Annotated in this window: 27 protein-coding genes; 10 read left to right on the top strand and 17 right to left on the bottom strand. The window is 58.7% G+C overall.

Going from position 1 to position 22,227, the window contains the following annotated elements:
• Positions 1–10: 10 nt before the first annotated feature.
• Together AC07VO_RS23470 and AC07VO_RS23475 are read right to left on the bottom strand one after the other, a co-directional pair.
• A complete protein-coding gene (locus tag AC07VO_RS23470) occupies positions 11–604 on the bottom strand; it encodes a PA_0111/PP_0108 family redox-active disulfide protein (RefSeq protein WP_086945258.1) in 594 nt (197 codons plus the stop codon).
• Complete coding sequence (locus AC07VO_RS23475; protein ID WP_086945259.1) at positions 570–1,310, bottom strand: SURF1 family protein; 741 nt, start codon at positions 1,308–1,310, stop codon at positions 570–572. The genes AC07VO_RS23470 and AC07VO_RS23475 overlap by 35 nt, the downstream gene beginning before the upstream one ends.
• 70 nt (positions 1,311–1,380) lie before the next feature.
• Between AC07VO_RS23475 and AC07VO_RS23480 the strand changes: the two genes are divergently transcribed.
• Positions 1,381–1,584 (top strand): twin transmembrane helix small protein, encoded by a 204-nt coding sequence (locus tag AC07VO_RS23480; protein WP_018927261.1) that lies wholly within the window; start codon positions 1,381–1,383, stop codon positions 1,582–1,584.
• Positions 1,585–1,599: 15 nt separating this feature from the next.
• Here the strand turns inward: AC07VO_RS23480 and AC07VO_RS23485 are convergent, their stop codons facing one another.
• The 4 genes from AC07VO_RS23485 to coxB all read right to left on the bottom strand — a co-directional run bounded on the left by AC07VO_RS23485 (position 1,600) and on the right by coxB (position 5,998).
• A complete protein-coding gene (locus AC07VO_RS23485) occupies positions 1,600–2,487 on the bottom strand; it encodes a cytochrome c oxidase subunit 3 (protein ID WP_086945260.1) in 888 nt (295 codons plus the stop codon).
• Positions 2,488–2,520: 33 nt separating this feature from the next.
• On the bottom strand, positions 2,521–3,078 hold the full coding sequence (locus AC07VO_RS23490) for a cytochrome c oxidase assembly protein (protein ID WP_018927259.1): 558 nt from the start codon (positions 3,076–3,078) through the stop codon (positions 2,521–2,523).
• Positions 3,079–3,195: 117 nt separating this feature from the next.
• Positions 3,196–4,788, bottom strand: a complete 1,593-nt coding sequence (gene ctaD, locus AC07VO_RS23495; RefSeq protein ID WP_064615680.1) for a cytochrome c oxidase subunit I — start codon at positions 4,786–4,788, stop codon at positions 3,196–3,198.
• A gap of 82 nt (positions 4,789–4,870) precedes the next feature.
• Positions 4,871–5,998 carry a cytochrome c oxidase subunit II gene (gene coxB, locus AC07VO_RS23500; RefSeq protein WP_019580289.1) on the bottom strand — a complete coding sequence of 376 codons (1,128 nt, stop codon included), beginning with the start codon at positions 5,996–5,998 and terminating at the stop codon, positions 4,871–4,873.
• Between the two features lie 372 nt (positions 5,999–6,370).
• Between coxB and AC07VO_RS23505 the strand changes: the two genes are divergently transcribed.
• Complete coding sequence (locus tag AC07VO_RS23505) at positions 6,371–7,021, top strand: hypothetical protein (protein ID WP_018927256.1); 651 nt, start codon at positions 6,371–6,373, stop codon at positions 7,019–7,021.
• A 110-nt stretch (positions 7,022–7,131) separates the two neighbouring features.
• Here AC07VO_RS23505 and AC07VO_RS23510 read toward each other — a convergent pair whose 3' ends face one another.
• The 3 genes from AC07VO_RS23510 to AC07VO_RS23520 form a co-directional block, all read right to left on the bottom strand.
• A complete protein-coding gene (locus AC07VO_RS23510; protein ID WP_086945261.1) occupies positions 7,132–8,661 on the bottom strand; it encodes a SulP family inorganic anion transporter in 1,530 nt (509 codons plus the stop codon).
• Between the two features lie 130 nt (positions 8,662–8,791).
• On the bottom strand, positions 8,792–9,523 hold the full coding sequence (locus AC07VO_RS23515) for a carbonic anhydrase (RefSeq protein WP_018927254.1): 732 nt from the start codon (positions 9,521–9,523) through the stop codon (positions 8,792–8,794).
• A gap of 243 nt (positions 9,524–9,766) precedes the next feature.
• Entirely contained in the window at positions 9,767–10,825 is a 1,059-nt protein-coding gene (locus tag AC07VO_RS23520; RefSeq protein WP_019651195.1) for a PA0069 family radical SAM protein, read from the bottom strand.
• 242 nt (positions 10,826–11,067) lie between these two features.
• Here AC07VO_RS23520 and AC07VO_RS23525 point away from each other — a divergent pair, with 242 nt between their 5' ends.
• Both AC07VO_RS23525 and AC07VO_RS23530 read left to right on the top strand, forming a co-directional pair.
• Positions 11,068–11,373 carry a hypothetical protein gene (locus AC07VO_RS23525; protein WP_064615689.1) on the top strand — a complete coding sequence of 102 codons (306 nt, stop codon included), beginning with the start codon at positions 11,068–11,070 and terminating at the stop codon, positions 11,371–11,373.
• Positions 11,374–11,628: 255 nt separating this feature from the next.
• A complete protein-coding gene (locus AC07VO_RS23530) occupies positions 11,629–12,276 on the top strand; it encodes a dual specificity protein phosphatase family protein (RefSeq protein WP_064615691.1) in 648 nt (215 codons plus the stop codon).
• A 46-nt stretch (positions 12,277–12,322) separates the two neighbouring features.
• Here AC07VO_RS23530 and AC07VO_RS23535 read toward each other — a convergent pair whose 3' ends face one another.
• Both AC07VO_RS23535 and prlC read right to left on the bottom strand, forming a co-directional pair.
• A complete protein-coding gene (locus AC07VO_RS23535) occupies positions 12,323–12,610 on the bottom strand; it encodes a YheV family putative zinc ribbon protein (RefSeq protein ID WP_064615693.1) in 288 nt (95 codons plus the stop codon).
• Positions 12,607–14,658: an oligopeptidase A gene (prlC, locus tag AC07VO_RS23540; protein WP_018927248.1), complete on the bottom strand. Its 2,052-nt coding sequence runs from the start codon at positions 14,656–14,658 to the stop codon at positions 12,607–12,609. Before prlC ends, AC07VO_RS23535 begins: the two co-directional genes overlap by 4 nt.
• A 100-nt stretch (positions 14,659–14,758) precedes the next feature.
• Here prlC and AC07VO_RS23545 point away from each other — a divergent pair, with 100 nt between their 5' ends.
• The gene (locus AC07VO_RS23545; protein ID WP_007940736.1) at positions 14,759–15,304 is read left to right on the top strand and encodes a gamma carbonic anhydrase family protein; all 546 of its coding nucleotides are present in this window, start codon (positions 14,759–14,761) and stop codon (positions 15,302–15,304) included.
• 45 nt (positions 15,305–15,349) lie between these two features.
• Positions 15,350–16,000 carry an HAD family hydrolase gene (locus AC07VO_RS23550; RefSeq protein ID WP_086945262.1) on the top strand — a complete coding sequence of 217 codons (651 nt, stop codon included), beginning with the start codon at positions 15,350–15,352 and terminating at the stop codon, positions 15,998–16,000.
• 38 nt (positions 16,001–16,038) lie between these two features.
• Here AC07VO_RS23550 and AC07VO_RS23555 read toward each other — a convergent pair whose 3' ends face one another.
• On the bottom strand, positions 16,039–17,130 hold the full coding sequence (locus tag AC07VO_RS23555) for an aminopeptidase (protein WP_086945263.1): 1,092 nt from the start codon (positions 17,128–17,130) through the stop codon (positions 16,039–16,041).
• 59 nt (positions 17,131–17,189) lie between these two features.
• Here AC07VO_RS23555 and AC07VO_RS23560 point away from each other — a divergent pair, with 59 nt between their 5' ends.
• Positions 17,190–17,606: a PA0061/PA0062 family lipoprotein gene (locus AC07VO_RS23560; RefSeq protein ID WP_018927245.1), complete on the top strand. Its 417-nt coding sequence runs from the start codon at positions 17,190–17,192 to the stop codon at positions 17,604–17,606.
• Between the two features lie 40 nt (positions 17,607–17,646).
• A complete protein-coding gene (locus AC07VO_RS23565; RefSeq protein WP_064615701.1) occupies positions 17,647–18,066 on the top strand; it encodes a PA0061/PA0062 family lipoprotein in 420 nt (139 codons plus the stop codon).
• Between the two features lie 6 nt (positions 18,067–18,072).
• Here the strand turns inward: AC07VO_RS23565 and AC07VO_RS23570 are convergent, their stop codons facing one another.
• Entirely contained in the window at positions 18,073–18,306 is a 234-nt protein-coding gene (locus AC07VO_RS23570) for a DUF1161 domain-containing protein (protein ID WP_495007671.1), read from the bottom strand.
• A gap of 178 nt (positions 18,307–18,484) precedes the next feature.
• Positions 18,485–18,916 (bottom strand): OsmC family protein, encoded by a 432-nt coding sequence (locus AC07VO_RS23575; protein WP_008152515.1) that lies wholly within the window; start codon positions 18,914–18,916, stop codon positions 18,485–18,487.
• 238 nt (positions 18,917–19,154) lie between these two features.
• Here AC07VO_RS23575 and AC07VO_RS23580 point away from each other — a divergent pair, with 238 nt between their 5' ends.
• Positions 19,155–20,156, top strand: a complete 1,002-nt coding sequence (locus tag AC07VO_RS23580) for an LLM class flavin-dependent oxidoreductase (RefSeq protein ID WP_064615703.1) — start codon at positions 19,155–19,157, stop codon at positions 20,154–20,156.
• Between the two features lie 62 nt (positions 20,157–20,218).
• On the opposite strand, the gene AC07VO_RS23585 is transcribed toward AC07VO_RS23580, so the two are convergent.
• Both AC07VO_RS23585 and AC07VO_RS23590 read right to left on the bottom strand, forming a co-directional pair.
• Complete coding sequence (locus AC07VO_RS23585; RefSeq protein WP_018927241.1) at positions 20,219–20,443, bottom strand: DUF1161 domain-containing protein; 225 nt, start codon at positions 20,441–20,443, stop codon at positions 20,219–20,221.
• 126 nt (positions 20,444–20,569) lie between these two features.
• The gene (locus tag AC07VO_RS23590; protein ID WP_018927240.1) at positions 20,570–20,785 is read right to left on the bottom strand and encodes a dodecin; all 216 of its coding nucleotides are present in this window, start codon (positions 20,783–20,785) and stop codon (positions 20,570–20,572) included.
• 156 nt (positions 20,786–20,941) lie between these two features.
• Between AC07VO_RS23590 and AC07VO_RS23595 the strand changes: the two genes are divergently transcribed.
• A complete protein-coding gene (locus tag AC07VO_RS23595) occupies positions 20,942–21,268 on the top strand; it encodes an ElaB/YgaM/YqjD family protein (RefSeq protein WP_064615705.1) in 327 nt (108 codons plus the stop codon).
• Here AC07VO_RS23595 and AC07VO_RS23600 read toward each other — a convergent pair.
• Positions 21,265–22,158 (bottom strand): LysR family transcriptional regulator, encoded by an 894-nt coding sequence (locus tag AC07VO_RS23600; RefSeq protein ID WP_018927238.1) that lies wholly within the window; start codon positions 22,156–22,158, stop codon positions 21,265–21,267. The genes AC07VO_RS23595 and AC07VO_RS23600 overlap by 4 nt on opposite strands.
• Positions 22,159–22,227 lie beyond the last annotated feature (69 nt).

Genomic DNA, 22,227 nt, shown 5'->3' on the forward strand with positions numbered 1-22,227 from the left:
GACGATGCCCTTATCCGATGTTCGACAGTTTCAGCAGGTGGCGCAGGTCGTTGAGCAGATCCTTGCCCTTCACCGTCGGGTCGTAACGCAGCACCAGATTGCCGTGAGGGTCGATGATCCACAGGTGCGGCGTGTCATTGCTCTGCGCGCCTTTGATGTAGGACGGCAGGTCCAATGAGTAGCGTTGCAACTGTGGGTACTCGCGTTGAAGTTTAGTCTCGTAATCGCTGTTCAGCGGCTGCGCGATGGCCAGCGCATGGCTGGCGCGGGCAGCATCGCGACCAAGGCCGATCTGGATCTGCCGCGCCAGATAAACCAGCTGCTGGCAATCCACCGAGCAGTCCTTCGGTGCCGTTACCAGCAACTGCCAGCGGTCTTCCTGCGCCTGTACGCCGATGTCGGCGCGGGTCTGGCCGTTGCCGATCAGTTCACCGTGATAACTGCGGCCTTCGGGTACCCAGAACTGCAATTTGTACATGCCGGTGGCGAGGATCATCGGACCGATCACCCCCAATAGGATCAGCAGCAACTGCAAGCGTCCGCGCCGCCGATTCACCGGTGTTTTCGCCTCAGACATTCCGGGTGGATTCATGGCCACTCCCATTATTGTTCTCCTTTGCGTTGTGCCATCCGAGATAGAGATAAAGGCCGAACAGCGCGATCGCCAGGGCGAACCACTGCACGGCGTAAGCCAGGTGCTTTTCCGGCCCCATGGCCACCACCGGCCAATCGGCCCGGTAGGTCGCAGGGCCACTTTGCGCGCGTAATTCGTAGGCGAAACCGTCACGTTCAAGCGCCGTCCACAACCTGGCCGGTTCAACGGCGGTGATCAGTTGTGGCCAGGTCGTGGTGTTGGGGTCGGCGTGCAACTGGAACGTTGCGCCGGGGGAGACGTAGACCCAGGCGTCGAGGCTCAACACCTGAGTCGGTGTGGTGAATGACGGCGGGGTACGCCGATCCGGCCACGGCAGCCAGCCGCGATTGACCAGCAACCAGAGCCCGGTGGCCTGATCCTGAAATGGTTGCAACAGCTCGACCCCGACCTTGCCGTCGCGCTGCCGGTTATCCAGCAGCAGGCTGTGTTCGGCATCGAACTGGCCGTGCAGGCGAACCCGGCGAAAGGCCGGATCTTCGGTGTGTTGCAGTTCGGTGCTGGCCATCGGTTCGGCCGCCCGGCGCTCGGCGTAATTTTGCAGCAGCGCGCTTTTCTCCGCGCCCCGGCTCAACTGCCAGAAGCCGAGTGACACCAGCAAGGGCAGCAGCACCGCGACCACCAGAGTCGGCACGAGGCCCAGCCGGAAGCGCTTCATGGCGTCGCCAGAAAGTCGGTCATCGCGATAGCTATACTCACATGCATCGCCTGTCCCCCGGAGTGTCACCATGCTCAAAGCAGCCATCGTCCTGATGCTGATTGCCACGGTTGTCAGCCTGTTCAGCGGCCTGTTTTTTCTGGTCAAGGACGACAGCAGCTCGAATCGCCTGGTCATCGCCTTGAGTATTCGTGTTGCGCTGGCCGCCATTACTGTCGGCTTGATCGCCTGGGGTTTTTTCAGCGGCCAGTTGGTGTCCCACGTGCCTTGGTAGTCATGAGTGCCAGGCTCAAAGTACGTAGACGAAAACGAACAACCCGATCCACACCACATCCACAAAGTGCCAGTACCAGGTCGCCGCCTCGAAGCCGAAATGGTGGTCTGCATTGAAGTGCCCGCGCATGATGCGCATCAGCATCACGAACAGAATGATGGTGCCGATGGTCACGTGGGCACCGTGGAAACCGGTGAGCATGAAGAACGTTGCGCCGTAGATGCCGGAACCGAGGGTCAAGCCCAGTTCGTGGTAGGCGTGCAGGTATTCTTTGGCTTGAAAGCCCAGGAAGCCGCAACCGAGCAACACGGTCAGCGCCAGCCAGATTTTCAGCGCCCCGCGATGGCCTTTCTTCAAGGCGTGGTGAGCGATGGTCACGGTGACGCTGGAACTCACCAGCAGTACGGTGTTGAGCAGCGGCAGACCCCAGGGGCTGATGACTTCCTTGGGGGGAGGAAAGAGTTTCGAGTCCGGGTTGTTCAGCAGCGGCCAGGTGAATTCGAACGTCGGCCACAGCATGTGGGCGATGCCTTTGGTGCCTTCACCACCCAGTGCCGGGCCCGCGATGTTGCGCACATAAAACAGCGCACCGAAAAAGGCCAGGAAGAACATCACCTCCGAGAAAATGAACCAGCTCATGCCCCAGCGGAACGAGCGGTCGAGTTGCGGGCTGTACAACCCCGCGCGACTCTCCTTGACCACCGTCCCGAACCAGCCCAACAGCATGTAGGCCAGCAGCAGTCCGCCGACGAAAAAGATCAGCGGGCCATGGGATTCCGGCCGCGCAGCCTTCAGGTCGTTGAACCAGGTGCCCAGGCCGAACACCGTGACCAGCATGCCGATCGTGGCGATGATCGGCCATTTGCTCTGGGCTGGAACGTAATAATGTTCATGAGTTGCCATTTATTGTTCTCCTTATCGGGCACGCTTTAACGCCTAGCCACCTGTGCTTGCTGCAACAGCCACGGGCGGATGACGTGCGGTGATATCGAACAGCGTGTAGGACAGCGTCAGGTGCTTCACATCCTTGGGCATGTCGCGGTCAACGATGAACCGTACTGGCATCTCGATGCGTTGACCGGGCTGCAGCACTTGCTGGGTAAAGCAGAAACATTCGGTCTTGTGGAAGTACGCCGCGGCTGCACTCGGCGCGATACTCGGCACCGCCTGGGCGCTCATCGGCCGGTCGGTGGGGTTGTGGGCGATAAAAATCATCTCGTTCACCGCCCCGGGGTGCGCGGTCAGCTCATCCGTCTTGGGATAGAAATCCCAGGGCATGTCAGCAGCGTTGGTCGACAGAAACTGCACGCGAACCTGCCGCGAGGCGTCGACCGTTTGCTCGCCTTCATACTGCCCGGCGGTTTTGCCATTGATGCCGAATGCCTTGCACATCACGTCGTAGATCGGCACCAGGGCAAAGCCGAAGACAAACATCGCCGCCACCACCAGTAACAGGCGGGTGACCAGTTTCTTCATCGAGATCGAGTCAGCCATTATTTCCAGCCTCTACGCCATATCCTGTAGGAGCTGGCTTGCCAGCGAAGGCGGAGTGTCTGACACACCGCGCTGCGTTCATCGCCAGCAAGCCGGCTCCTACAGGACCGAGGCGTTTCATTTCACTTCCGGCGGTGTGGTGAAGGTGTGATACGGCGCGGGCGATGGAATGCTCCATTCCAGGCCTTCGGCACCATCCCACGGCTTGGCCGGTGCCGGCTCGCCGCCGCGAATGGTCTTGATCACGATGAACAGGAAGAAGATCTGCGTGGCACCAAACATGAACGCGCCGATCGACGACACCATGTTGAAGTCGGCGAATTGCAGGTTGTAGTCCGGAATCCGCCGCGGCATGCCCGCCAGGCCCACGAAGTGCATCGGGAAGAACGCCATGTTCATGCCGATGAAAGACAGCCAGAAGTGCAGCTTGCCGAGGGTTTCGTCGTACATGTGGCCGGTCCATTTCGGCAGCCAGAAGTAAGCCGAGGCGAAGATCCCGAAGATCGCCCCCGGCACCAGCACGTAATGGAAGTGCGCGACCACGAAGTAGGTGTCCTGGTACTGGAAGTCTGCCGGGGCGATGGCCAGCATCAGCCCGGAGAATCCGCCAATGGAGAACAGGATCACGAACGCCACGGCGAACAGCATCGGCGTCTCGAAGGTCAGCGAGCCTTGCCACATGGTGCTGGCCCAGTTGAACACCTTCACGCCGGTCGGCACTGCGATCAGCAGCGTGGCGTACATGAAGAACAACTCGCCCACCAGCGGAATGCCGACCACGAACATGTGGTGCGCCCAGACGATGAATGACAGGAACGCAATACTGGCCGTGGCGTAGACCATCGAGGTGTAGCCAAACAGCGGCTTGCGCGAGAACGCCGGAATGATCGAGCTGACGGCACCGAAGGCCGGCAGGATCATGATGTACACCTCGGGGTGACCGAAGAACCAGAACACGTGCTGGAACAGCACCGGATCACCGCCACCGGCGGCACTGAAGAAACTGGTGCCGAAGTGGATGTCCATCAGCATCATGGTCACGCAGCCGGCCAGCACCGGCATCACCGCGATCAGCAGGAACGCGGTGATCAGCCAGGTCCAGACGAACAGCGGCATTTTCATCAACGTCATGCCGGGGGCGCGCAGGTTGAGGATGGTCGCGATCACGTTGATTGCGCCCATGATCGAACTGATCCCCATCAAGTGGATGGCGAAGATGAAGAACGTCACGCTTTCCGGCGCGTAGGTGGTCGACAGCGGTGCGTAGAAGGTCCAGCCGAAGTTCGGCCCGCCACCGGGGGTGAACAGGGTCGATACCAGCAGAATGAACGCGGCCGGCAACAGCCAGAAGCTGAAGTTGTTCATTCGCGGCAGGGCCATGTCCGGCGCGCCGATCATCAACGGGATCATCCAGTTGGCGAGGCCGACGAAGGCCGGCATCACCGCGCCGAAGACCATCACCAGACCGTGCATGGTGGTCATCTGGTTGAAGAACGCCGGTTCGACGATTTGCAGTCCCGGCTGGAACAGCTCGGCACGGATCACCATGGCGAACGAGCCGCCCAGCAGGAACATAGTGAATGCAAACCACAGGTACAGCGTGCCGATATCCTTGTGGTTGGTGGTCAACACCCAGCGCATCAGGCCTTTGGCGGGGCCGTGGGCGTGGGCGGTATCGGTATGAACATGGTCATCGACTACAACAGTCATGTCCTGTCTCCTGCAAACGGCTGGGCTGGGCGAACCGGGACGTCATGCCCCGACCGATTCCTTGAGTACGCAATAGACCGGGTCATTTGCTTTCCGCCTGTTTCAGCTCCAGCACTTCTTTAGGGGTGACCATGTCGCCTTTGTTGTTGCCCCAGGCGTTACGTTCGTAGGTCACGACCGCCGCGATATCGACTTCCGAGAGCTGCTTGCCGAACGCCGCCATCGCGGTGCCGGGCTTGCCATGGAAGACCAGGCTCAGGTGAGCCTCTTTCGGCCCGGTGGCGATTTTCGAGCCCTTGAGTGCCGGGAACATCGGCGGCAGGCCCTGGCCTTCGGCCTGGTGACAGGCCACGCAAGTGGTGTGATAAATCTTGTCGCCGCGCTCCTTGAGCTCGTCGAGGGTCCATTCCTTGCTGGTCAGCTCTTTGAGTTGCGCGGCTTCCGCCTTGCGCTCGCCCAGCCATTTTTCGTAGTCGGCCTTTTCCTTGACCTCGACCACGATCGGCATGAAGCCGTGGTCCTTGCCGCACAGCTCGGCGCACTGGCCACGGTAGATGCCGGGCTTGTCGACACGGGTCCAGGATTCATTGACGAAGCCCGGAATAGCATCGCGCTTGACTGCGAAGGCCGGCACCCACCAGGAGTGGATGACATCGGCGGAGGTCACCAGAAAACGCACCTTGGCACCGATCGGCAGCACCAGTGGCTTGTCGACCTCCAGCAGGTAATGCTCGCCCTTGGCTTCCTTGTTGTGGATCTGATCGGCGGGGGTAGTCAGGTTGCTGAAAAATTCGACGTCCTGACCCAGGTATTTGTAATGCCACTTCCACTGATAGCCGGTGACCTGGATATCGATATCCGGCTCCGTGTTGTCGTACATCTTGATCAGTGTGGCGGTTGCGGGGACCGCCATGGCTACCAGGATAAGCAGGGGGACGATGGTCCAGAGGATTTCAACGGTGGTGCTTTCATGAAATTTTGCGGCCACCTGCCCGGTCGAGCGGCGGTGGATCATCATCGACCAGAACATGGCGCCGAAGACGATGATGCCGATCACCACACAAATCCAGAAAATGGTCATGTGCAGATCGAATACTGCGTGACTGATCTCAGTCGCTCCAGGCGCCATATTGACAGTCCAGGCCGCTTGCGCCTGACTGAAAATCGACCACAACAGGAGGCCCATCCAGACATGTGGATGTCGCATCATTGCGGGTTCCCCTTATCGTTCTTGTTATCCCGTAGGCGTAACGCCTGCGGCAAGGGAGCGGCATTTTCAGACCACGAACTTGAATCGCCGAGCCTTGCTGCGTATGCAGTCGGGTGTCATCAGCTAACTCCATTCAGAACCGAGTATAGACAGCGACTGCCACCTCGCAACGCGATGGGGTAAATCAGCTGAAACAGGTTGGACTTGCGTTCCAGGTCACGAATGGAGAAGGATGCAGACGAGTGGTGGCAAATCGATATAACTTCGATGTCTCAAGGATGAAATAATTATGACAAATGCGTCTTAGCCTTTTTCCTGAGCCAGCTAAGTTATGTCTTCCCTATTTCATTGCCTTTGTTTCCTGGAGTTTTCATGAACACCGCCGCATTGCGCGAGCAGATCCAACAAGCCCAACAACACGAGGCCGAGACCGGCCTGCTGACTCGTCAGCTGGAAACCCAACTGCCGCACCTTCACTCCGCCATCCAATTGCCGGATGTCGACGCTAACGGCGTGATGACGCGTTTTGTGGCCGCGTATATAGAACAAGTGCCAGACCTGCTGGATGCAGCCAATGAAGTCGCCAGGGAAGCGGGCATCGAATCGCAGATCAAGCCGGTGCTGACAATCGCCGAGCAGTTCTTCCTCCAACCGCCGGCGATCATGGCCGGTCACGTTGGCCTGGACAGCCTGCTGGACGAAGCTTATCTGGCGCACCGCCTGGTCGAAGAGGTCAACGACCTGTACATCAAGCATTTTGGTCAGCCATTGATCCCCTTGGACATGACTGTCGCCAACCTGATTGCCCACCAATTGATTGGCGAGGAATTTGCCAACCAACTGGATGAGGCGGTGCATCACGCCGTGGACGAGATGCTTGACGATGAAAGTTTCGCGCTGGAGTCGGTGGAGGCCTACCGCGAGAAACTCAACAGCCCGGACACCGGCGCCGCGTGGAAGCGCTGGCCGTGTCTGTCGCGCCAATTGGGCGTGGAGCTGGAGCTGGATCAACCAGCCGCGTAAGTCTATGCAACCCTGTAGGAGCGAGGCTTGCCCGCGAAGGCGTCCCAAAGTACGCCAAAAGCTTCGCGGGCAAGTCGGATCGCCGCACCGCTCGCTCCTACAGGGGGGCTTCAACCGCCCGTTGAGCCTACCCCGGTGGTGGTCCGCAACCGCCCTTCAAGTCTGCGCTTCAACCCCCGCGCTTCAATCACCAACTTCGAACCCTTGGCCGCATTGGCCCGGCCCCACTCCTCCAGCAACTCAAGGCACGAGTGATCGATGTAGCTCAGGTTATTGAGCGGCACATGCACCGTCGCGCCTGCGGGAATGCTCCCCAGCACCTGGGTCAACGCCGGCACCTTGAGGAAAGTCGCCGCCCCCACCAGACGCAGTTCCATCTCGCCGTCCGCCGGTAGATCGATCAGGCTGATTTTCAGGCGCGAAGCCTTCCAGGCCAGTTTGGCCAGCGTCAGGCCAAAGCCGATCAGCACGCCCGTCAGCAGGTCGGTGAAGATGATTGCCAGTGCAGTCGCCGCATAGGTGAACATCGGCATCCGGCCATAACGGCCCAGGCCGCGAAAGGCTTTGAGGTCCACCAGTTTGAAACCGGTGTAAACCAGCACGCCCGCCAGGCTCGCCACCGGAATGCTTTGCAGCACGCTCGATAGCAGCAGTACGAAAGCCAGCAACCACAGGCCATGGAACACCGTCGACAGGCGGGTGGTGGCGCCGGCTTGAACGTTGGCCGAGCTGCGCACGATCACCCCGGTCATCGGCAGCGCGCCGAGCAGGCCACACAACATGTTGCCCACACCTTGTGCCGACAATTCGCGGTCGAAGTCCGAGCGTTGACCACTGTGCATGCGATCCACGGCGGCGGCCGAGAGCAGGGTTTCGGCGCTGGCGATAAAGGCCACGGCGAAGGCGGCGATCAGCAGGGTTGGGTCAGCCAGGTTGAGCAGATCCGCCGGGCGTAGCCAATCGATGGCCTCCGCCAGGTTAGCCGGGACCTCCACACGTTTGACCTGCAAGGCGAGCGCCAGGCTGGCGATCGTTGCTAGACCGACCCCGAGCAATGCGCCGGGAACGAAACGCAGGGAATGCGGGCGGAATTTTTCCCACAGCCACATCACGGCAATGGTCGACAGCCCGAGCAAACCCGCTTGCCAGCCAAACGAAGGCAAAGCCTGAATCACTGCAGTAGGAAAGGCCGCCAGGTTATCCAGCCCTGAGGGCTTGGGCACGGCATCGAGCATTACGTGCACCTGCGACAGCACGATCAACACGCCGATGCCGGCGAGCATGCCGTACACCACAGCCGGCGCCGTGACCCGAAACCAGCAACCCAGTTTCAAACGCCCGGCTACCAATTGCAGAAAACCCGCCAGTAGCAGGATCGGCCCGAGCATGGCGATACCATGCTGGCGCACCAGTTCGAACACCAATACCGCCAGGCCTGCCGCCGGACCGCTGACTTGCAGCGGTGAACCGGCAAGCCAGCCAACTACCAGCCCACCGATGATGCCGGTGATCAGGCCTTTGGCCGGTGGCAGCCCAGAGGCGATGGCGATGCCCATGCACAAAGGCAGGGCAACCAGAAACACAACCACCGAAGCCAGCAGCTCCCGTGGCAGAACAGCTTTTAATTGAGCGGCACGCATGGTGACTCTCCCGAAGTTTTCTTCAGGCATGGCAAAGCCGGGCTGCCTGATCAGCAGCCTCGGCTAAACCACACAGGGATCTGTTGACCTGTCTCGCAAACGTTGTTGTGAGACAGGCTACGAAGAGGATTTAGAAGCGCGCTTTGGGCGTCGCCACCGGAATCGGATGGCTGCCATCGAGCGGCAGGAAACAACCCTGATCCGCGTCGTAAGCCTGGATTTCGCTGGTTTCGATGTTGTACACCCAACCATGGATAAACAGCTGACCGTTGGCCATGCGCGAGGCCACCGACGGGTGCGTGCGCAAATGTTGCAACTGAGCGATCACATTCTCTTCGGTAAGGATGTGCATGCTCTCGCTTTCATTCGAGCAATGGCAGTTGTCCTGAACCATGGTTTTCGCCACTTCCGCATGGCGCAGCCAGGCTTTGACCGTCGGCATCTTTTCCAGGCTCTGCGGGTTGAGTACTGCGCGCATGGCGCCACAGTCGGAGTGGCCGCAGATGATGATGTGCTGCACGCCGAGCGCTAGCACTGCGTATTCGATGGCTGTGGAAACACCACCGTTCATTTGCCCATAAGGCGGCACGACGTTGCCGACGTTACGGGTGACGAACAGGTCGCCGGGGGCGCTTTGGGTGATCAGCTCGGGAACAATGCGCGAATCGGCGCACGCGATGAACATCGCCCGAGGCCGCTGGGCCGTGGCGAGTTTTTTGAAGAGTTCTTCCTGCTGCGGAAAGATCTCGTGATGAAAATGCAAAAAGCCGTCAACGATATGCTGCAGCGCTGCATCGGCGGTTTCCGCCTCGGGTTGGGCTGAAGCCGACGCAGCCAAAGGCTGTTTATCCTTGTCACTCATGATTCATCCTCTTTGGCGGAGTCAGGGAATTTTCCCGTTTTGTCCGATGTGAAGCCAGTGGCTGTATAAAAAACATCCAGGTCGAAAAGCAGACCCATCAGTCACTCGATGAACAAGGTAGCGGCCGAAGCTTAACTCAAACTGAATCAAGCGCTCTAGAACGTACGTTCCAGGTCATAAGAAATATGACCAGCTTGAACGCGACGTACTTTTTTCACTACTCCACCATAGGTCCGATTGTCCTTAAATCAATGACATCTGGCGACCCGGCGGACAAAAGGCTTTGCAGTCCAGATCGAAACCTTCCCGACGGTTGAGCCCCAGGCGCTTGATGGTTTTGGCAAAACGCTGCGCCAGCAGATCGGCAAACGGTCCTTCACCGCGCATACGGGCGCCAAACCGACTGTCGTAAAGCTCCCCACCACGGCTCTGGCGGATCAGGCTCAACACATGAGCTGCACGTTGAGGATAGTGGGCGGCCAGCCACTCTTCGAACAGCGGCGCCACTTCCAGCGGCAGGCGCAACATCATGTAAGCCGCAGTTTGCGCTCCGGCCGCATGGGCTTCAGTCAGCAGGCTTTCGAGTTCGCTGTCGTTGATCATCGGAATCATCGGTGAACACAAGACACCCACCGGAATCCCCGCTTCACGCATTACCCGGATCGCCCGCAGTCGTGCCTTGGGCGCAGCCGTACGGGGTTCGAGGATGCGTTTGAGCTCATCGTCCAGAGTGGTGAGGCTGATCATTACCGCCACCAGTCGTTGCTCGGCGAGTTCGGCCAGCAGGTCCAGATCGCGCAGAATCAGCGAGCCCTTGGTGATGATGGTCACCGGATGGCGATAGCGCAGCAGCACCTCGAGGGTCCTGCGGGTGATTTTGTATTCACGCTCGATCGGCTGATAAGGATCGGTGTTGGAGCCCAGGTTGATCGGCGCGCATTGATAGCCGCGTTTGGACAGTTGTTCTTCCAGCACATCGGCGGCGTTGGTCTTGGCGATCAGTCTGGTTTCGAAATCCAGACCCGGCGACATGTCCCAATAAGCGTGGCTTGGCCGCGCGTAGCAATAGATACAGCCATGCTCGCAGCCACGATAGGGATTGATCGAGCGGTCGAAGGGCAAGTCCGGCGAGTTGTTGCGGGTAATGATGGTCTTCGCCGTCTCGATGCGCACCTCGGTGCCTTGGGTGATCGGCGCTTCCTGATACCAGCCGTCATCCTCGGCCACCGAACGGTTCGGTGCGAAACGGTTGTGCGGGTTGGTGGCGGTGCCGCGACCGCGGGGTGGCAGAGGCGTGTTCATCGATAAAAACCCATTGGCTGTATGTGCATACAGTATCAAGGAGGAAAGCGACAAACCAGTGCCGTTCGGCGAGTGAACATCGGAGATTATATAAAGGAACTAACAAGACAAGTTTATGGATCAAGCGCATCGCGCAACTGTCATCACCGGAAATATATATCAAGTGGCGAAATTACAAAGGCTGTTAGTACTATCCTTGCCACACGAAGTTGTCGTGGATTATTAATTAAAAGGATTTAGTCATGTCGTTTTTTAATCAGCGTGGTATTTTTTTACAACTGTTGGCGCCCAGCATAACCAATCCTCGCGAAGCACAAGTATCGATGCAGCTTGCCCGTAAAGAGCCGGGATGGGATGCGGTAAATGAAGTGCAGACAGAGGCACTGGTCGATTCCGTCTATGTGACAGCGGTTTCCAGCGATGGTGGTCAGTCCTTCACGATCAAAACCATTAACAGCGATGTGGACGGTGATGGCGATATCGATGGTGATGACAAAGCAAAACTGCTGGCCTTGGCCAAGGCTTATTCCAGTATCGTAAATCCCTGAAGTTGATAGTTGTTGCCAGGTCTGCATGAGACTCCATGCAGGCCTGGTTTTATCGGTGTCTATTAACTCAAGGTCTTGCCGGATAGTGTCTCTCAATCAACTAGCGATGTCGGACAGTCTGACTGATCTGAATGACCACCAGCCTCGGGCATTTGCTGTTCTATTCACGATTCTTTGACAGTGCCCTCACAGGTCTTTGACTGTCCCGAGTTCAGGCTATCGATCACTTATCCACCACTTCACGGTCGCCTGAGCATGTCCCTACTGCGCCTTCTACCTGCGACGCTTCTTTTGTCGCTGGCCGCACTTTTCAACCTGACGCTGGCCCACGCTGACGACGCTGCTCTATCCCGGCCTGCGGACTGGGCTCAATCGGTGGAGGTTCAGTACAACCTCTATCAGATGTCCCCGACCCTCTATCGCAGTGCGTTGCCGGACAAGGGGGCGGTGCCGTTGCTGGAAAAACTCAAGGTCGCCACCGTCATCAACTTCCTGCCTGAACCGGACTCGAGCTGGTTGTCAAAACCCGGAATCACCCAGATACAACTGCCCTACCGCACCAATCATGTGGATGACAGTGATGTGCTCAAGGCTCTTCGCACGATTCAGAGCGCGGAGGCCAAAGGGCCTGTGCTCATGCACTGCAAACACGGCTCGGATCGCACCGGCCTGATGGCGGCGATGTACCGTGTGGTGGTGCAGGGCTGGAGTAAGGAAGATGCGCTGAGTGAAATGACTCAGGGCGGTTTTGGCGATAGCACCCACTTCAAGGACGGCATTCGCTACATGATGCAGGCCGATGTCGACAAACTTCGTACGGCGCTGGCCAATGGTGAGTGCAGCACAAGTCCGTTTGCCATGTGTTCGATGAAGAGTTGGTTCAACTCGGCCCATGTCGAGTAAGTAACACCTTCCACTGCGTTGCGCAGTGGAAGGTGTTTTTCGATACTCAGTGTTGCTCGTCAGGCTTTTTCTTCAGCTTCGGGTTCGGGAAAAACTGCACGGCCTGAACCTTGGCGTCCGGCACCTTGGGTGCCGAGGTGTTAACCCGGGTGCCCAATTCCTTGGGCACCGACAGACCTTGTTCATTCAGCGTGTCGGAATAACCGCAGGCCACGCACTCGCGATGCGGAACGGTATCTTCGTTCCACATCATCAATTTGTCCGGCTCGCTACAGGCCGGGCAGACCGCCCCGGCGATAAAGCGTTTTTTGGTAATCACAGGTCCCTCACTCATGCTGCCGCGTCCTCGGTCAGGCCGCTGTGGCGCAAGAGTGCGTCAATCGATGGCGCACGGCCACGGAAGTCGACGAACAGCACCATCGGCTCCTGGGAACCACCTCGTGCCAGGATCGCTTCGCGGAAGGCACGACCGGTCTGGGCATTGAGCACGCCGTCTTCTTCGAATTTCGAGAAGGCATCGGCCGACAATACTTCAGCCCACTTGTAGCTGTAGTAACCCGCCGCGTAGCCACCGGCGAAGATGTGGGCGAAGCTGTTGGGGAAACGGTTGTAGGCCGGTGGACGCATGACCGAAACCTCATCACGTACCCCTTCGAGCACTTGCAACACGCTGCGGCCGTCGCCGTGAGTGGCGTGCAGCTCGAAGTCGAACAGCGAGAACTCCAGTTGGCGGACCATCATCAGTCCGGACTGGAAGTTCTTCGCCGCGAGCATTTTCTCCAGCAGATCCTGAGGCAACGGTTCGCCGGTTTCGTAATGTCCGGAAATCAGTGCCAGACCTTCCGGCTCCCAGCACCAGTTTTCCATGAACTGGCTTGGCAGCTCGACCGCATCCCAGGCCACGCCGTTGATGCCGGACACGCCAGCGTGCTCGACGCGGGTCAGCAGGTGATGCAGGCCGTGACCGAATTCATGGAACAGGGTGGTCACTTCGTCGTGGGTCAGCAGGGCTGGTTTACCGCTGTCGGCCGGGGTGAAGTTGCACACCAGGTTCGCTACCGGGCTTTGCAGCACACCATTGATTGTGCGGCGGTGATCGCGGGCGCCGTCCATCCAGGCACCGCCACGCTTGTTGGCGCGGGCATAGAGGTCGAAGAAGAAGCGGCCGACGTGCTGGCCGTTTTCCTTGATTTCGAACAGGCGAACGTCCGGGTGCCAGGTATCGAAGCCTTTCAGCTCGGCGATCTCGATGCCGTACAGCCGCTGGACGATGGCGAACAGCCCACCCAGAACCTTGTCGATCGGGAAGTACGCGCGAAGGGTTTCCTGGGCAACGCTGTAGCGCTGCTCGCGAAGTTTTTCACCGTAGAAACCGCTGTCCCAGCTTTGCAGGTCCGGGCAACCCTGTTCGGCGGCGTAGGCCTTGAGCTGCTCCAGATCCCGGACGGCGAACGGCTTGCTGCGCTTGGCCAGGTCGCGTAGGAAGCTGAGTACCTGATCGCTGGATTCGGCCATTTTGGTCGCCAGGCTCAGCTCCGAGAAGCTGGTGAAACCCAACAGTTTTGCCAGTTCCTGACGCAGGTCGAGGATTTCTTCCATGACCGGGCCGTTATCGTTCTGACCGGCATTCGGACCTTGGTCCGACGCACGGGTGCAGTAGGCGGCGTAGACTTCTTCGCGCAGGGCGCGGTCCTGGGCGTAGGTCATCACCGCGTAGTAACTCGGGAATTCCAGGGTGATCAGCCAGCCGTCGAGGTCTTTGGCTTGCGCGGCGGCGGCCATCTGCGCCTTGGCCGAATCGGTCAGGCCAGCGAGGGCGGCTTCGTCAGTGATGTGCTTGGTCCAGGCCTGAGTGGCGTCGAGCAACTGGTTGGAGAAGCGACTGCCCAGCTCCGACAGTTTGCTCTGCACGTCGGCATAACGCTTCTGTTCGGCTTCAGGCAGGTCGATACCCGACAGGCGGAAGTCACGCAGGGCGTGCTCCAGGATGGTTTTCTGCGCCACGTCGAAACCGGCGGCCTCAGGACTGTTCGCCAGCGCTTCATAGGCCTGAAACAGTTCACGGTTCTGGCCCAGCTCGGTGGCGTAGGCGCTCAGGGCCGGCAGGCAGGACTCGTAAGCCTCGCGCAACTCAGCGCTGTTGCACACGGCATTGAGGTGGCTGACCGGGCTCCAGGCGGCGCCCAGACGATCGTTGAGTTCGTCCATCGCCAGCACCAGGCCGGCCCAGGTCGGTTGTTTGGCCTGGGTCTTGAGGATTTCGACAATGGCGGCGCGGTTGTCAGCCAGGATCTTTTCAATGGCCGGTTGCACGTGTTCGGCACGGATCGCCGAGAACGGCGGCAGGTCGTAGGACTGCAGAAGAGGGTTGTTCACGCTCACGGTTGGCACCTTGGCTGGAAAACATGCGGAAGAAACATGCGCCCATCTTAATTACAATCGACGCTCACCGCAGCTATCGGCAACAGAGAGAAACCCTATCGTGACCCTTCGCAAGTATCAGAACTACACGCCGCTGCTGGGCAAAGGCGCTTTTGTCGACGGCTCGGCAGTGGTGATCGGCGACGTCGAAATCGGCGAAGACAGCTCCGTCTGGCCGCTGACGGTGATCCGCGGCGACATGCATCGCATCCGGATCGGTGCGCGCACCAGCGTGCAGGACGGCTGCGTGTTGCACATCACCCATGCAGGGCCATTCAACCCCGATGGCTTTCCGTTACTGATCGGCGACGATGTGACCATCGCGCATAAAGTCATGCTTCATGGTTGCGCCGTGGGCAACCGGATTCTGATCGGCATGGGCAGCATCGTCATGGACGGTGCGGTGGTCGAGGACGATGTGATCATCGGCGCCGGTAGCCTGGTGCCACCGGGTAAGCGCCTGGAAAGCGGTTTCCTTTATGTCGGGAGCCCGGTGAAGCAGATCCGGCCGCTGACGGACAAGGAAAAAGCCTTTTTCACCTACAGTGCAGCGAATTACGTGAAGCTCAAGGACCTGCATCTGGCCGAAGGCTACGACCAGCTCTAAGCCTCTTGATAACGGAAAGCGTCTCGCTATTGCTCAGGAATTTCCATGCATTACCAAACCGTACTGTTCGACCTCGATGGCACGCTGACCGACCCGCGCGAAGGTATCACCCGCTCCATCCAGTTCGCCCTGAGCAAACTGGGTATCGATGAACCGGACCTGACCAGGCTCGAACATTTCATTGGCCCGCCATTGTTGCAGGCGTTCATGCAGTTCTATGACTTCGACGAACCCAAGGCCTGGGAGGCAGTGAACTTCTATCGTGAACGCTTCAAGGTCACCGGCCTGTATGAAAACCGCGTGTTCGACGGCGTCACGCCTCTACTGGAAACCCTCGGTGGCCAAGGGCGGCAGCTGTACATCGCGACCTCCAAGCCATGGGTTTTCGCCCGGGAAATTGCCCGGCACTTCGACTTCGCCAAGCATTTCAAGATGATTTATGGCAGTGAGCTGGATGGCACGCGGACCAACAAGGTCGAGCTGATTGCACACTTGATGGCCGAAGAAGGTCTCGACCCGGCCAATACGCTGATGATCGGCGACCGTAAGCACGACCTGATCGGTGCCCGCAGCAATGGGCTGGACGCGGCAGCGGTGGGTTATGGGTTTGGCAGCCGGGAAGAATTGAGCGCCGAAGCACCGGCGTATCACTTCGAGACGCTGGATGAGTTGCATCAGGCGTTTTTGCAGCGCTGATCAAATCCCCTCGCGGGCAAGTCCGCGAAGGTGCCCGTTCAGCCACCGGAATTCGCTGATCCTGCCAACGCCCTCAACGCCGCCTTGCGCTCCCCAACCGGCAACGTGCCTACCTTCTCCACTGCCGCATAAAACCTCACCCAATCACCATCGACCTGCCTGAACAGTGTGGTAAACGCTGGCACCCACTGGTCATACAAACCAAACGGCAGTAATCGGGCGTTGTTCATCGGGGCGTTGATCCATGCATCGTAGCGATTGTTGCCAGCCCATTGGCTGTCACGCAGGGTCCTGTACTCACGGCGCAATTGTTCGAACTCGGCCGCTTTTCGCTCACGCATTTGGTCGGCCGGCAGCGGTAGGGCGTAAAGCCGTTCAAGCCGGGTGCGGGTGTCCAGAATCAATTGGATGAACTGGTCGCGTTGGCGTACCAACGCTCCATTATCCGGCGGCATGTCTCGGAATGCGCGCCATTGGCGAGTGCCTTCCTGTTCGACGAACGTGGCGAAGGACTCGTTGAACTCGGTGTCGTCTTTCACATAAAAACGTTGGTGCGCGAGTTCGTGGAATATCAGCGTCGCCAACCGCTCGTCGCCCCACGCCATCATCGAGCTAATAATCGGATCGTTGAACCAACCGAGCGTCGAATAGGCCTCGACGCCGCCGATCGACACGTCCATACCTTGCAGGCGTTGCAAGGCGGCCTCACCGCGAGCAGCGCTCTGACTGTAAAAACCGCGATAAGCGACGCAGCCGGCGACGGGGAAGCAATGGTTCTGCGGCTTCAGCGAAAACTCCGGCGTGGCGAAGACATTCCAGACTACAAACGGTCGGCCGATGTCGGCGTACAAGCGGTAGCTCTGGTTGTCCGGCAGATGCAGGTGTTGGCTGGCGAACGTTCGGGCCTTTTGTGACTGGGCCAGGTGCGCACGCAATTGCCGATCGCGGTCGGGGTCGGCAATCACATTGGCAATCGGCTCCCGGGCCCGCAGCAAGTGCAGCTGACCACTGGCCAATTGGCCGTAATAGCTGACGCTCGCGCAGCCATTGAGCGACAAAAGAAAAACACCCGGAAACAAAATGCGTAAAACGCGATCAAGTAACCCAAGGCTTGGACGCGGCCTGATCAAAATAAAAAAATCCCTGGAAAGTCTGCCCGCAAGACTATCCCGCCTATTGGAGCTCCGCTATGCGCAAATTGATGCTGACGGGAGGCCTGCTGATGCTGGCCGGCTGTGCCGGATTGCCCACCCCTGATCCTTCGCAGGCCTGGATCGATCTTGATCCATTACAACAAGACGCCGCGCTGCAAGCGCTGAAAGTCGATGACAAGGCGTCCATCGACAAGCGCTACTTCCAGGTGCAGCCCGGCAGCCATGAGCTGAAGGTTCGCTATTTGTTCGCGGTCCAGCCGACCAACATTGGCCCCGATGCCGAGCCGTTGTGGCGCGACTGCCAGTTGAATGTGAAATTCAAGGACTTCAACGCCGGGCAGCGGTATCAGCTGCAAGCGGGGAATATCGGCTTTCGGCCGTGGGCAAAGCTTTATGATCAGCAGCGAAAAGTGATTGGGCAGGGTAAGCCAGCGGGCTGCCAACGCACCTGATCGGCGCTATGCTGAATGATCAGTCCTTGGGATATTCATCATGCGCAGGTTGTTGCTGTTGCTCGCTGCAGGTGCCTTTGTCGGCTGCACGAGTCCGTTGCCGGCGGTCAATCCGCAGATGGCCTGGGTCGACTTCGCTACGCCAGTTCCCGGCGGGAAACTGCTGATGGCCGATCGTCTGGACAACCAGCGGTTGAGCGATGGCCGTTACTTTCAGGTCACCCCGGGTAGTCATGAGCTCAGGGTACGTTTTGACTTTGAAGTGTTTGGCGGAGGGCCGGGGTTGCTGAACACTCCTCTGGAGCGAATATGCTACCTGACCATCAATTACGACCATTTCGAGGCCGGCCAGCGTTATCTGTTGGAGGCTCGCTCCATAGCGTTCAGCCCCAGCGCCCGGCTGTATAACGCCAAGCGGGAGATTGTCGCCGAAGATCGCGAGAGCTACTGCCTCATGTGAGGCGAATCAACGGTCATTTTTTTGGTAGATGATTTTCTTCGTGCCGCCGTCGCACGTGCCGACCACCATATTCTGATCGTGCACTTCGTCGTCGGTGACGATTTCCAGGGTGTAGGACGAGACGTTATTGGCCTGGATCTTGGCTTCGATCTCAGCCTTGAGTTCCTCACACGATTTGGTTACCGCGAGAGCCGATGTGGCCAGCGTGCAACAGATAACCGCCAAGGCAAAACGTTTCATGGTTGAAGCTCCCTTGAGGCAGCGCGCACGGTGATGCGCTAAAGCTGCTGTCATTTATTCGACCACAATTACGCCAGCCATGTTTTGTTCCAACGCAAAAAAAGATCGCAGCTTTCGACAGCGCCTACCGATCAATCAATAATCCAGGCGCTGCCGACGGCTGCGATCTTTTATCGGTTTAGCTGACCAACGTCGCATCCAGGCTGATTTTCGCATTCAGCACCTTGGACACCGGGCAGCCCTCTTTGGCCTTGTTGCTCAATTCCTCGAATTGCGCCTGGGTCGCCCCAGGGATTTTCGCCTTGAGGATCAGTTTCACTGCGGTGATTGCAAAGCCGCCGTCCACCTGGTCCAGAGTGACTTCGGCATTGGTGTCGATGCTGTCGGCCTTGAGGCCGGCATCGCCGAGAATCATTGAAAATGCCATGGAGAAACAGCCCGCGTGGGCCGCACCGATCAACTCTTCCGGATTGGTGCCTTTACCGCCTTCGAAACGGGCCTTGAAGCCGTAAGGGGCTTCTCTGAGTACGCCGGTTTCCGTGGAGATTGAGCCAATGCCGGTTTTCAGGTCACCTTCCCAATGAGCCGATGCTTTCTTTGTGATAGCCATGTCTGCCTCCTCAAGATCCGGTGCGAAACGTCGCGCCTTCGTGGTTTTCGGTTACCAGGGTTCTGAGGATAGACCGTCGGGCAAAGTTCACCTCATCTGATCAGTCCTCTAATCGTGCAGGAATTTTGTCTCTTCTATTGAAACTCGGGTATATGCCCTCATTGCATAGAACACGCTTATAGCCTCGGCAGGTTTTCGTTGGTGAAAAAACCTGCTTACCCATTGGAGAAGCAGGTTTATGAAACGACTGTCTGAGATCAAGTTTTCGACCCTCGATCTGGTGCCCGTGCGCGAGAACGGCAGTGCGGCCCAGTCTCTGCGCAATTCCCTGGACCTGGCGCAGCACGTCGAAAAATTCGGCTACAACCGCTTTTGGGTCGCCGAACACCACAATATGGACGGGATCGCCAGCTCGGCGACCTCGGTCCTGCTGGGCTATCTGGCCGGTGGCACTTCGACCATTCGTGTCGGCTCGGGGGGCGTGATGTTGCCCAACCATGCGCCGCTGGTGATCGCCGAGCAGTTCGGCACCCTTGAAAGCCTGTATCCAGGCCGGATCGACCTGGGCCTGGGGCGCGCGCCCGGCTCCGATCAAATGACCGCCCGCGCCTTGCGTCGCGAGCGTTCCGGCAGCGCCGACGATTTCCCGGAAGACGTGGCCGAGTTGATGCGCTACCTCGGCCCACGCACGCCGGATCAGCGGATCATTGCCATGCCGGGTACCGGCACCAATGTCCCGGTCTGGTTGTTGGGTTCGAGCCTGTTCAGTGCGCAGCTGGCCGGTGAGCGCGGATTGCCCTACGCCTTCGCTTCACATTTCGCACCGCGCTTCATGCATGAAGCGATTCGCGTCTACCGCAACCACTTCAAGCCATCAGCGGTGTTGGATAAGCCTTACGTGATGCTCGGTGTGCCGCTGGTGGCGGCAGACACCGACGAGCAGGCCGATTACCTGGCCACTTCGGTGTACCAGCGGATTCTTGCGTTGATGCGTGGCCAGAGCCTGGTGCAACGCCCACCCGTGAAGACCATGGACGGCCTGTGGCTGCCCCATGAGAAAGAAGCGGTCGGTGATTTCCTGGGGCTGGCGATGGTCGGCAGCCCGCAGAAAATCCGCGCCAAGCTTGAGGTGCTGATCGAACAGACCCAGGCGGATGAACTGATTTTCACCTGTGACCTGTATGAACATGCCGATCGCGTGCACTCCTATGAACTGTTGGCGCAGGTCATGAAGGGCTGACACTTAAACGGCATCCACAAAAAGCCGACGCCATGGCGTCGGCTTTTCGTTATTGAGGGAAGTCAGCCCTGTTTGTAAACGATTACCTTGGAGCCCTTCTCGCATTTCCCGACGACTTTTCCACCGGCAGCAGTGCCTTTGTCGACGATCTCCAGCGTGTAATTGGAAACACCCTTGGCGTCCAGTTTTGCAGCAATTTCGGCTTTCAGCTCTTCACACGACTTGACCTGGGCAAAGGCTGTTCCCGCAAGGCTCAACAAACCTACCGCCAGAATAAACTTCTTCATGGGTTGCACTCCTTGGTCGGATCAATAGAGGGAGGGCATCCAGCTACCGGATGCGCTCATTCTGTAGCGCTTTGCTGTTTCCTATGGCATTCAGTCGTCGCGCAAGTTCAGACGGCTGGCTCAAACTCAGCTGCTGGCAATCCGGAACCCGACTTTGAGTGTCACCTGGAAGTGTGCAGCTTTGCCGTCTTTGATATGCCCGCGAGTTTCGGTCACTTCAAACCATTCCATGTACTTGAGGCTTTTGTTGGCTTCGGCCAAGGCATTGTTGATGGCGTCTTCAATGCTGCTGGTGGACGAGCCAACCAGTTCGACTTTCTTGTAGGTGTGATGGTCAGACATGGCGTTCTCCTTGAGGTGTGAAATACAGCCTAGCAGTGATTTTTCTTATTTCTTCTGTCGACCAATCCGTAGTGACGTTCAGATTTACTGCACTTTCTCGAACCCCTGAAGTCCCAACCAACACACGTCACTCATCAACAATGCAGGAGAGCCATCATGGCCAACACGTCGTTACGCAACGCCTCATTGCAAAGCATGGAAGCCGAGATCGAGAGTCTGTTGAAATCGTTGGAAAGCTTGAAGGACGACGCCTCGGACGAGTCGCGTAAAACTATCAAGACGTTGAAAAGCAACGCCGAGAACGCGCTGAAACACTCACGCCATCTGCTCACCGATGCTTATGAAGAGGTTAAGGTCAAAACCCGTGAAACCGGGATCGCGACTCGTGACTACGCCCAGGAGCACCCTTGGACTACAGCCGGTGTTGCCGTTGGTGCGCTGGGATTGCTTGCGGCCTATTTATTGTTCAAGCGCGGTCATTAAGGTGTCTGGCGCAGTTCGTTTTTAAGCCACTGCGCCAACTGCCGAGCGCGCCCGTCCGCGGCGCGCTTGGGGAGCCACAACGCCAGTTGCGCCGGGGTTTCACGGAAGCCCCATGGCGCAACCAGGCGACCGGCCTTCACGTCTTCGGCCACCAGCGGCTCGGGCGCGATGGCCACGCCCAGCCCGGCCACTGCCGCTTCCAGCAAATAATACAAATGCTCGAAGCCCTGACCGTACTTCAGCGCCTTGTCGTCGAGGCCGCTTTGCTGTGCCCAGATCGGCCAGGCTTGCGGACGTGAGGTGGTGTGCAGCAAGGGTTCGCTCAACAGTGTGCTTGCTGGTGCGTTTCGTAGCCTTTCGTAGCCGGCAAATCGCGGGCTCATGACCGGGCCGATGCGTTCGCTCACCAACTCGTAGACCTGCATATCCGCCGGCCACGGCGGCTCGGCAAACACCAGCAGGGCATCCAGACCGGGCCGTCGTGGATCGAGATCGCCTTCGCCAGCCGACAGGTGCAAGCGCAGATCCGGCAGGTCCGCATTCAGGCGCCCCAAACGCGGAATGAACCAGCGCGCCAAAAGACTGCCCGAGCAGCCGAGCACGAACGGCGCATCGGCGGTGCTTTGGGTCAGCTCGGCGCAAACGCTGCGCAAACGCTCGAAGGCTTCGCCGCTGGCATCGCGCAATCGAACGCCGGCATCTGTGAGTTTAAGGCCGCGTCCATCCTTGATGAACAGGCTCACGCCGAGGTGTTCCTCCAGTACCTTGAGTTGCCGGCTGACCGCGCCATGGGTGACGTGCAGCTGTTCGGCAGCCTGACTGACGCTGTTCAGGCGGGCAGTGGCTTCGAAGGCGCGAAGCGCGTTCAGCGGGGGGAGGTCATGGCTCATGGGATCTGTGAGTTTTCCTGACAGGTTGCGGCGATCTTATCGGTTTTCAGCGTGGGATGTCAGGGGTAG

The organism is Pseudomonas sp. GW821-FHT03E01, assembly GCF_059420765.1.

Bases quoted from the DNA above. Each gene is read 5' to 3' on its own strand.
- AC07VO_RS23470 (WP_086945258.1), bottom strand. From the start codon at position 604: ATGGGAGTGGCCATGAATCCACCCGGAATGTCTGAGGCGAAAACACCG.
- AC07VO_RS23475 (WP_086945259.1), bottom strand. From the start codon at position 1,310: ATGAAGCGCTTCCGGCTGGGCCTCGTGCCGACTCTGGTGGTCGCGGTG.
- AC07VO_RS23480 (WP_018927261.1), top strand. From the start codon at position 1,381: ATGCTCAAAGCAGCCATCGTCCTGATGCTGATTGCCACGGTTGTCAGC.
- AC07VO_RS23485 (WP_086945260.1), bottom strand. From the start codon at position 2,487: ATGGCAACTCATGAACATTATTACGTTCCAGCCCAGAGCAAATGGCCG.
- AC07VO_RS23490 (WP_018927259.1), bottom strand. From the start codon at position 3,078: ATGGCTGACTCGATCTCGATGAAGAAACTGGTCACCCGCCTGTTACTG.
- ctaD (WP_064615680.1), bottom strand. From the start codon at position 4,788: ATGACTGTTGTAGTCGATGACCATGTTCATACCGATACCGCCCACGCC.
- coxB (WP_019580289.1), bottom strand. From the start codon at position 5,998: ATGATGCGACATCCACATGTCTGGATGGGCCTCCTGTTGTGGTCGATT.
- AC07VO_RS23505 (WP_018927256.1), top strand. From the start codon at position 6,371: ATGAACACCGCCGCATTGCGCGAGCAGATCCAACAAGCCCAACAACAC.
- AC07VO_RS23510 (WP_086945261.1), bottom strand. From the start codon at position 8,661: ATGCGTGCCGCTCAATTAAAAGCTGTTCTGCCACGGGAGCTGCTGGCT.
- AC07VO_RS23515 (WP_018927254.1), bottom strand. From the start codon at position 9,523: ATGAGTGACAAGGATAAACAGCCTTTGGCTGCGTCGGCTTCAGCCCAA.
- AC07VO_RS23520 (WP_019651195.1), bottom strand. From the start codon at position 10,825: ATGAACACGCCTCTGCCACCCCGCGGTCGCGGCACCGCCACCAACCCG.
- AC07VO_RS23525 (WP_064615689.1), top strand. From the start codon at position 11,068: ATGTCGTTTTTTAATCAGCGTGGTATTTTTTTACAACTGTTGGCGCCC.
- AC07VO_RS23530 (WP_064615691.1), top strand. From the start codon at position 11,629: ATGTCCCTACTGCGCCTTCTACCTGCGACGCTTCTTTTGTCGCTGGCC.
- AC07VO_RS23535 (WP_064615693.1), bottom strand. From the start codon at position 12,610: ATGAGTGAGGGACCTGTGATTACCAAAAAACGCTTTATCGCCGGGGCG.
- AC07VO_RS23550 (WP_086945262.1), top strand. From the start codon at position 15,350: ATGCATTACCAAACCGTACTGTTCGACCTCGATGGCACGCTGACCGAC.
- AC07VO_RS23560 (WP_018927245.1), top strand. From the start codon at position 17,190: ATGCGCAAATTGATGCTGACGGGAGGCCTGCTGATGCTGGCCGGCTGT.
- AC07VO_RS23565 (WP_064615701.1), top strand. From the start codon at position 17,647: ATGCGCAGGTTGTTGCTGTTGCTCGCTGCAGGTGCCTTTGTCGGCTGC.
- AC07VO_RS23570 (WP_495007671.1), bottom strand. From the start codon at position 18,306: ATGAAACGTTTTGCCTTGGCGGTTATCTGTTGCACGCTGGCCACATCG.
- AC07VO_RS23575 (WP_008152515.1), bottom strand. From the start codon at position 18,916: ATGGCTATCACAAAGAAAGCATCGGCTCATTGGGAAGGTGACCTGAAA.
- AC07VO_RS23580 (WP_064615703.1), top strand. From the start codon at position 19,155: ATGAAACGACTGTCTGAGATCAAGTTTTCGACCCTCGATCTGGTGCCC.
- AC07VO_RS23585 (WP_018927241.1), bottom strand. From the start codon at position 20,443: ATGAAGAAGTTTATTCTGGCGGTAGGTTTGTTGAGCCTTGCGGGAACA.
- AC07VO_RS23590 (WP_018927240.1), bottom strand. From the start codon at position 20,785: ATGTCTGACCATCACACCTACAAGAAAGTCGAACTGGTTGGCTCGTCC.
- AC07VO_RS23595 (WP_064615705.1), top strand. From the start codon at position 20,942: ATGGCCAACACGTCGTTACGCAACGCCTCATTGCAAAGCATGGAAGCC.
- AC07VO_RS23600 (WP_018927238.1), bottom strand. From the start codon at position 22,158: ATGAGCCATGACCTCCCCCCGCTGAACGCGCTTCGCGCCTTCGAAGCC.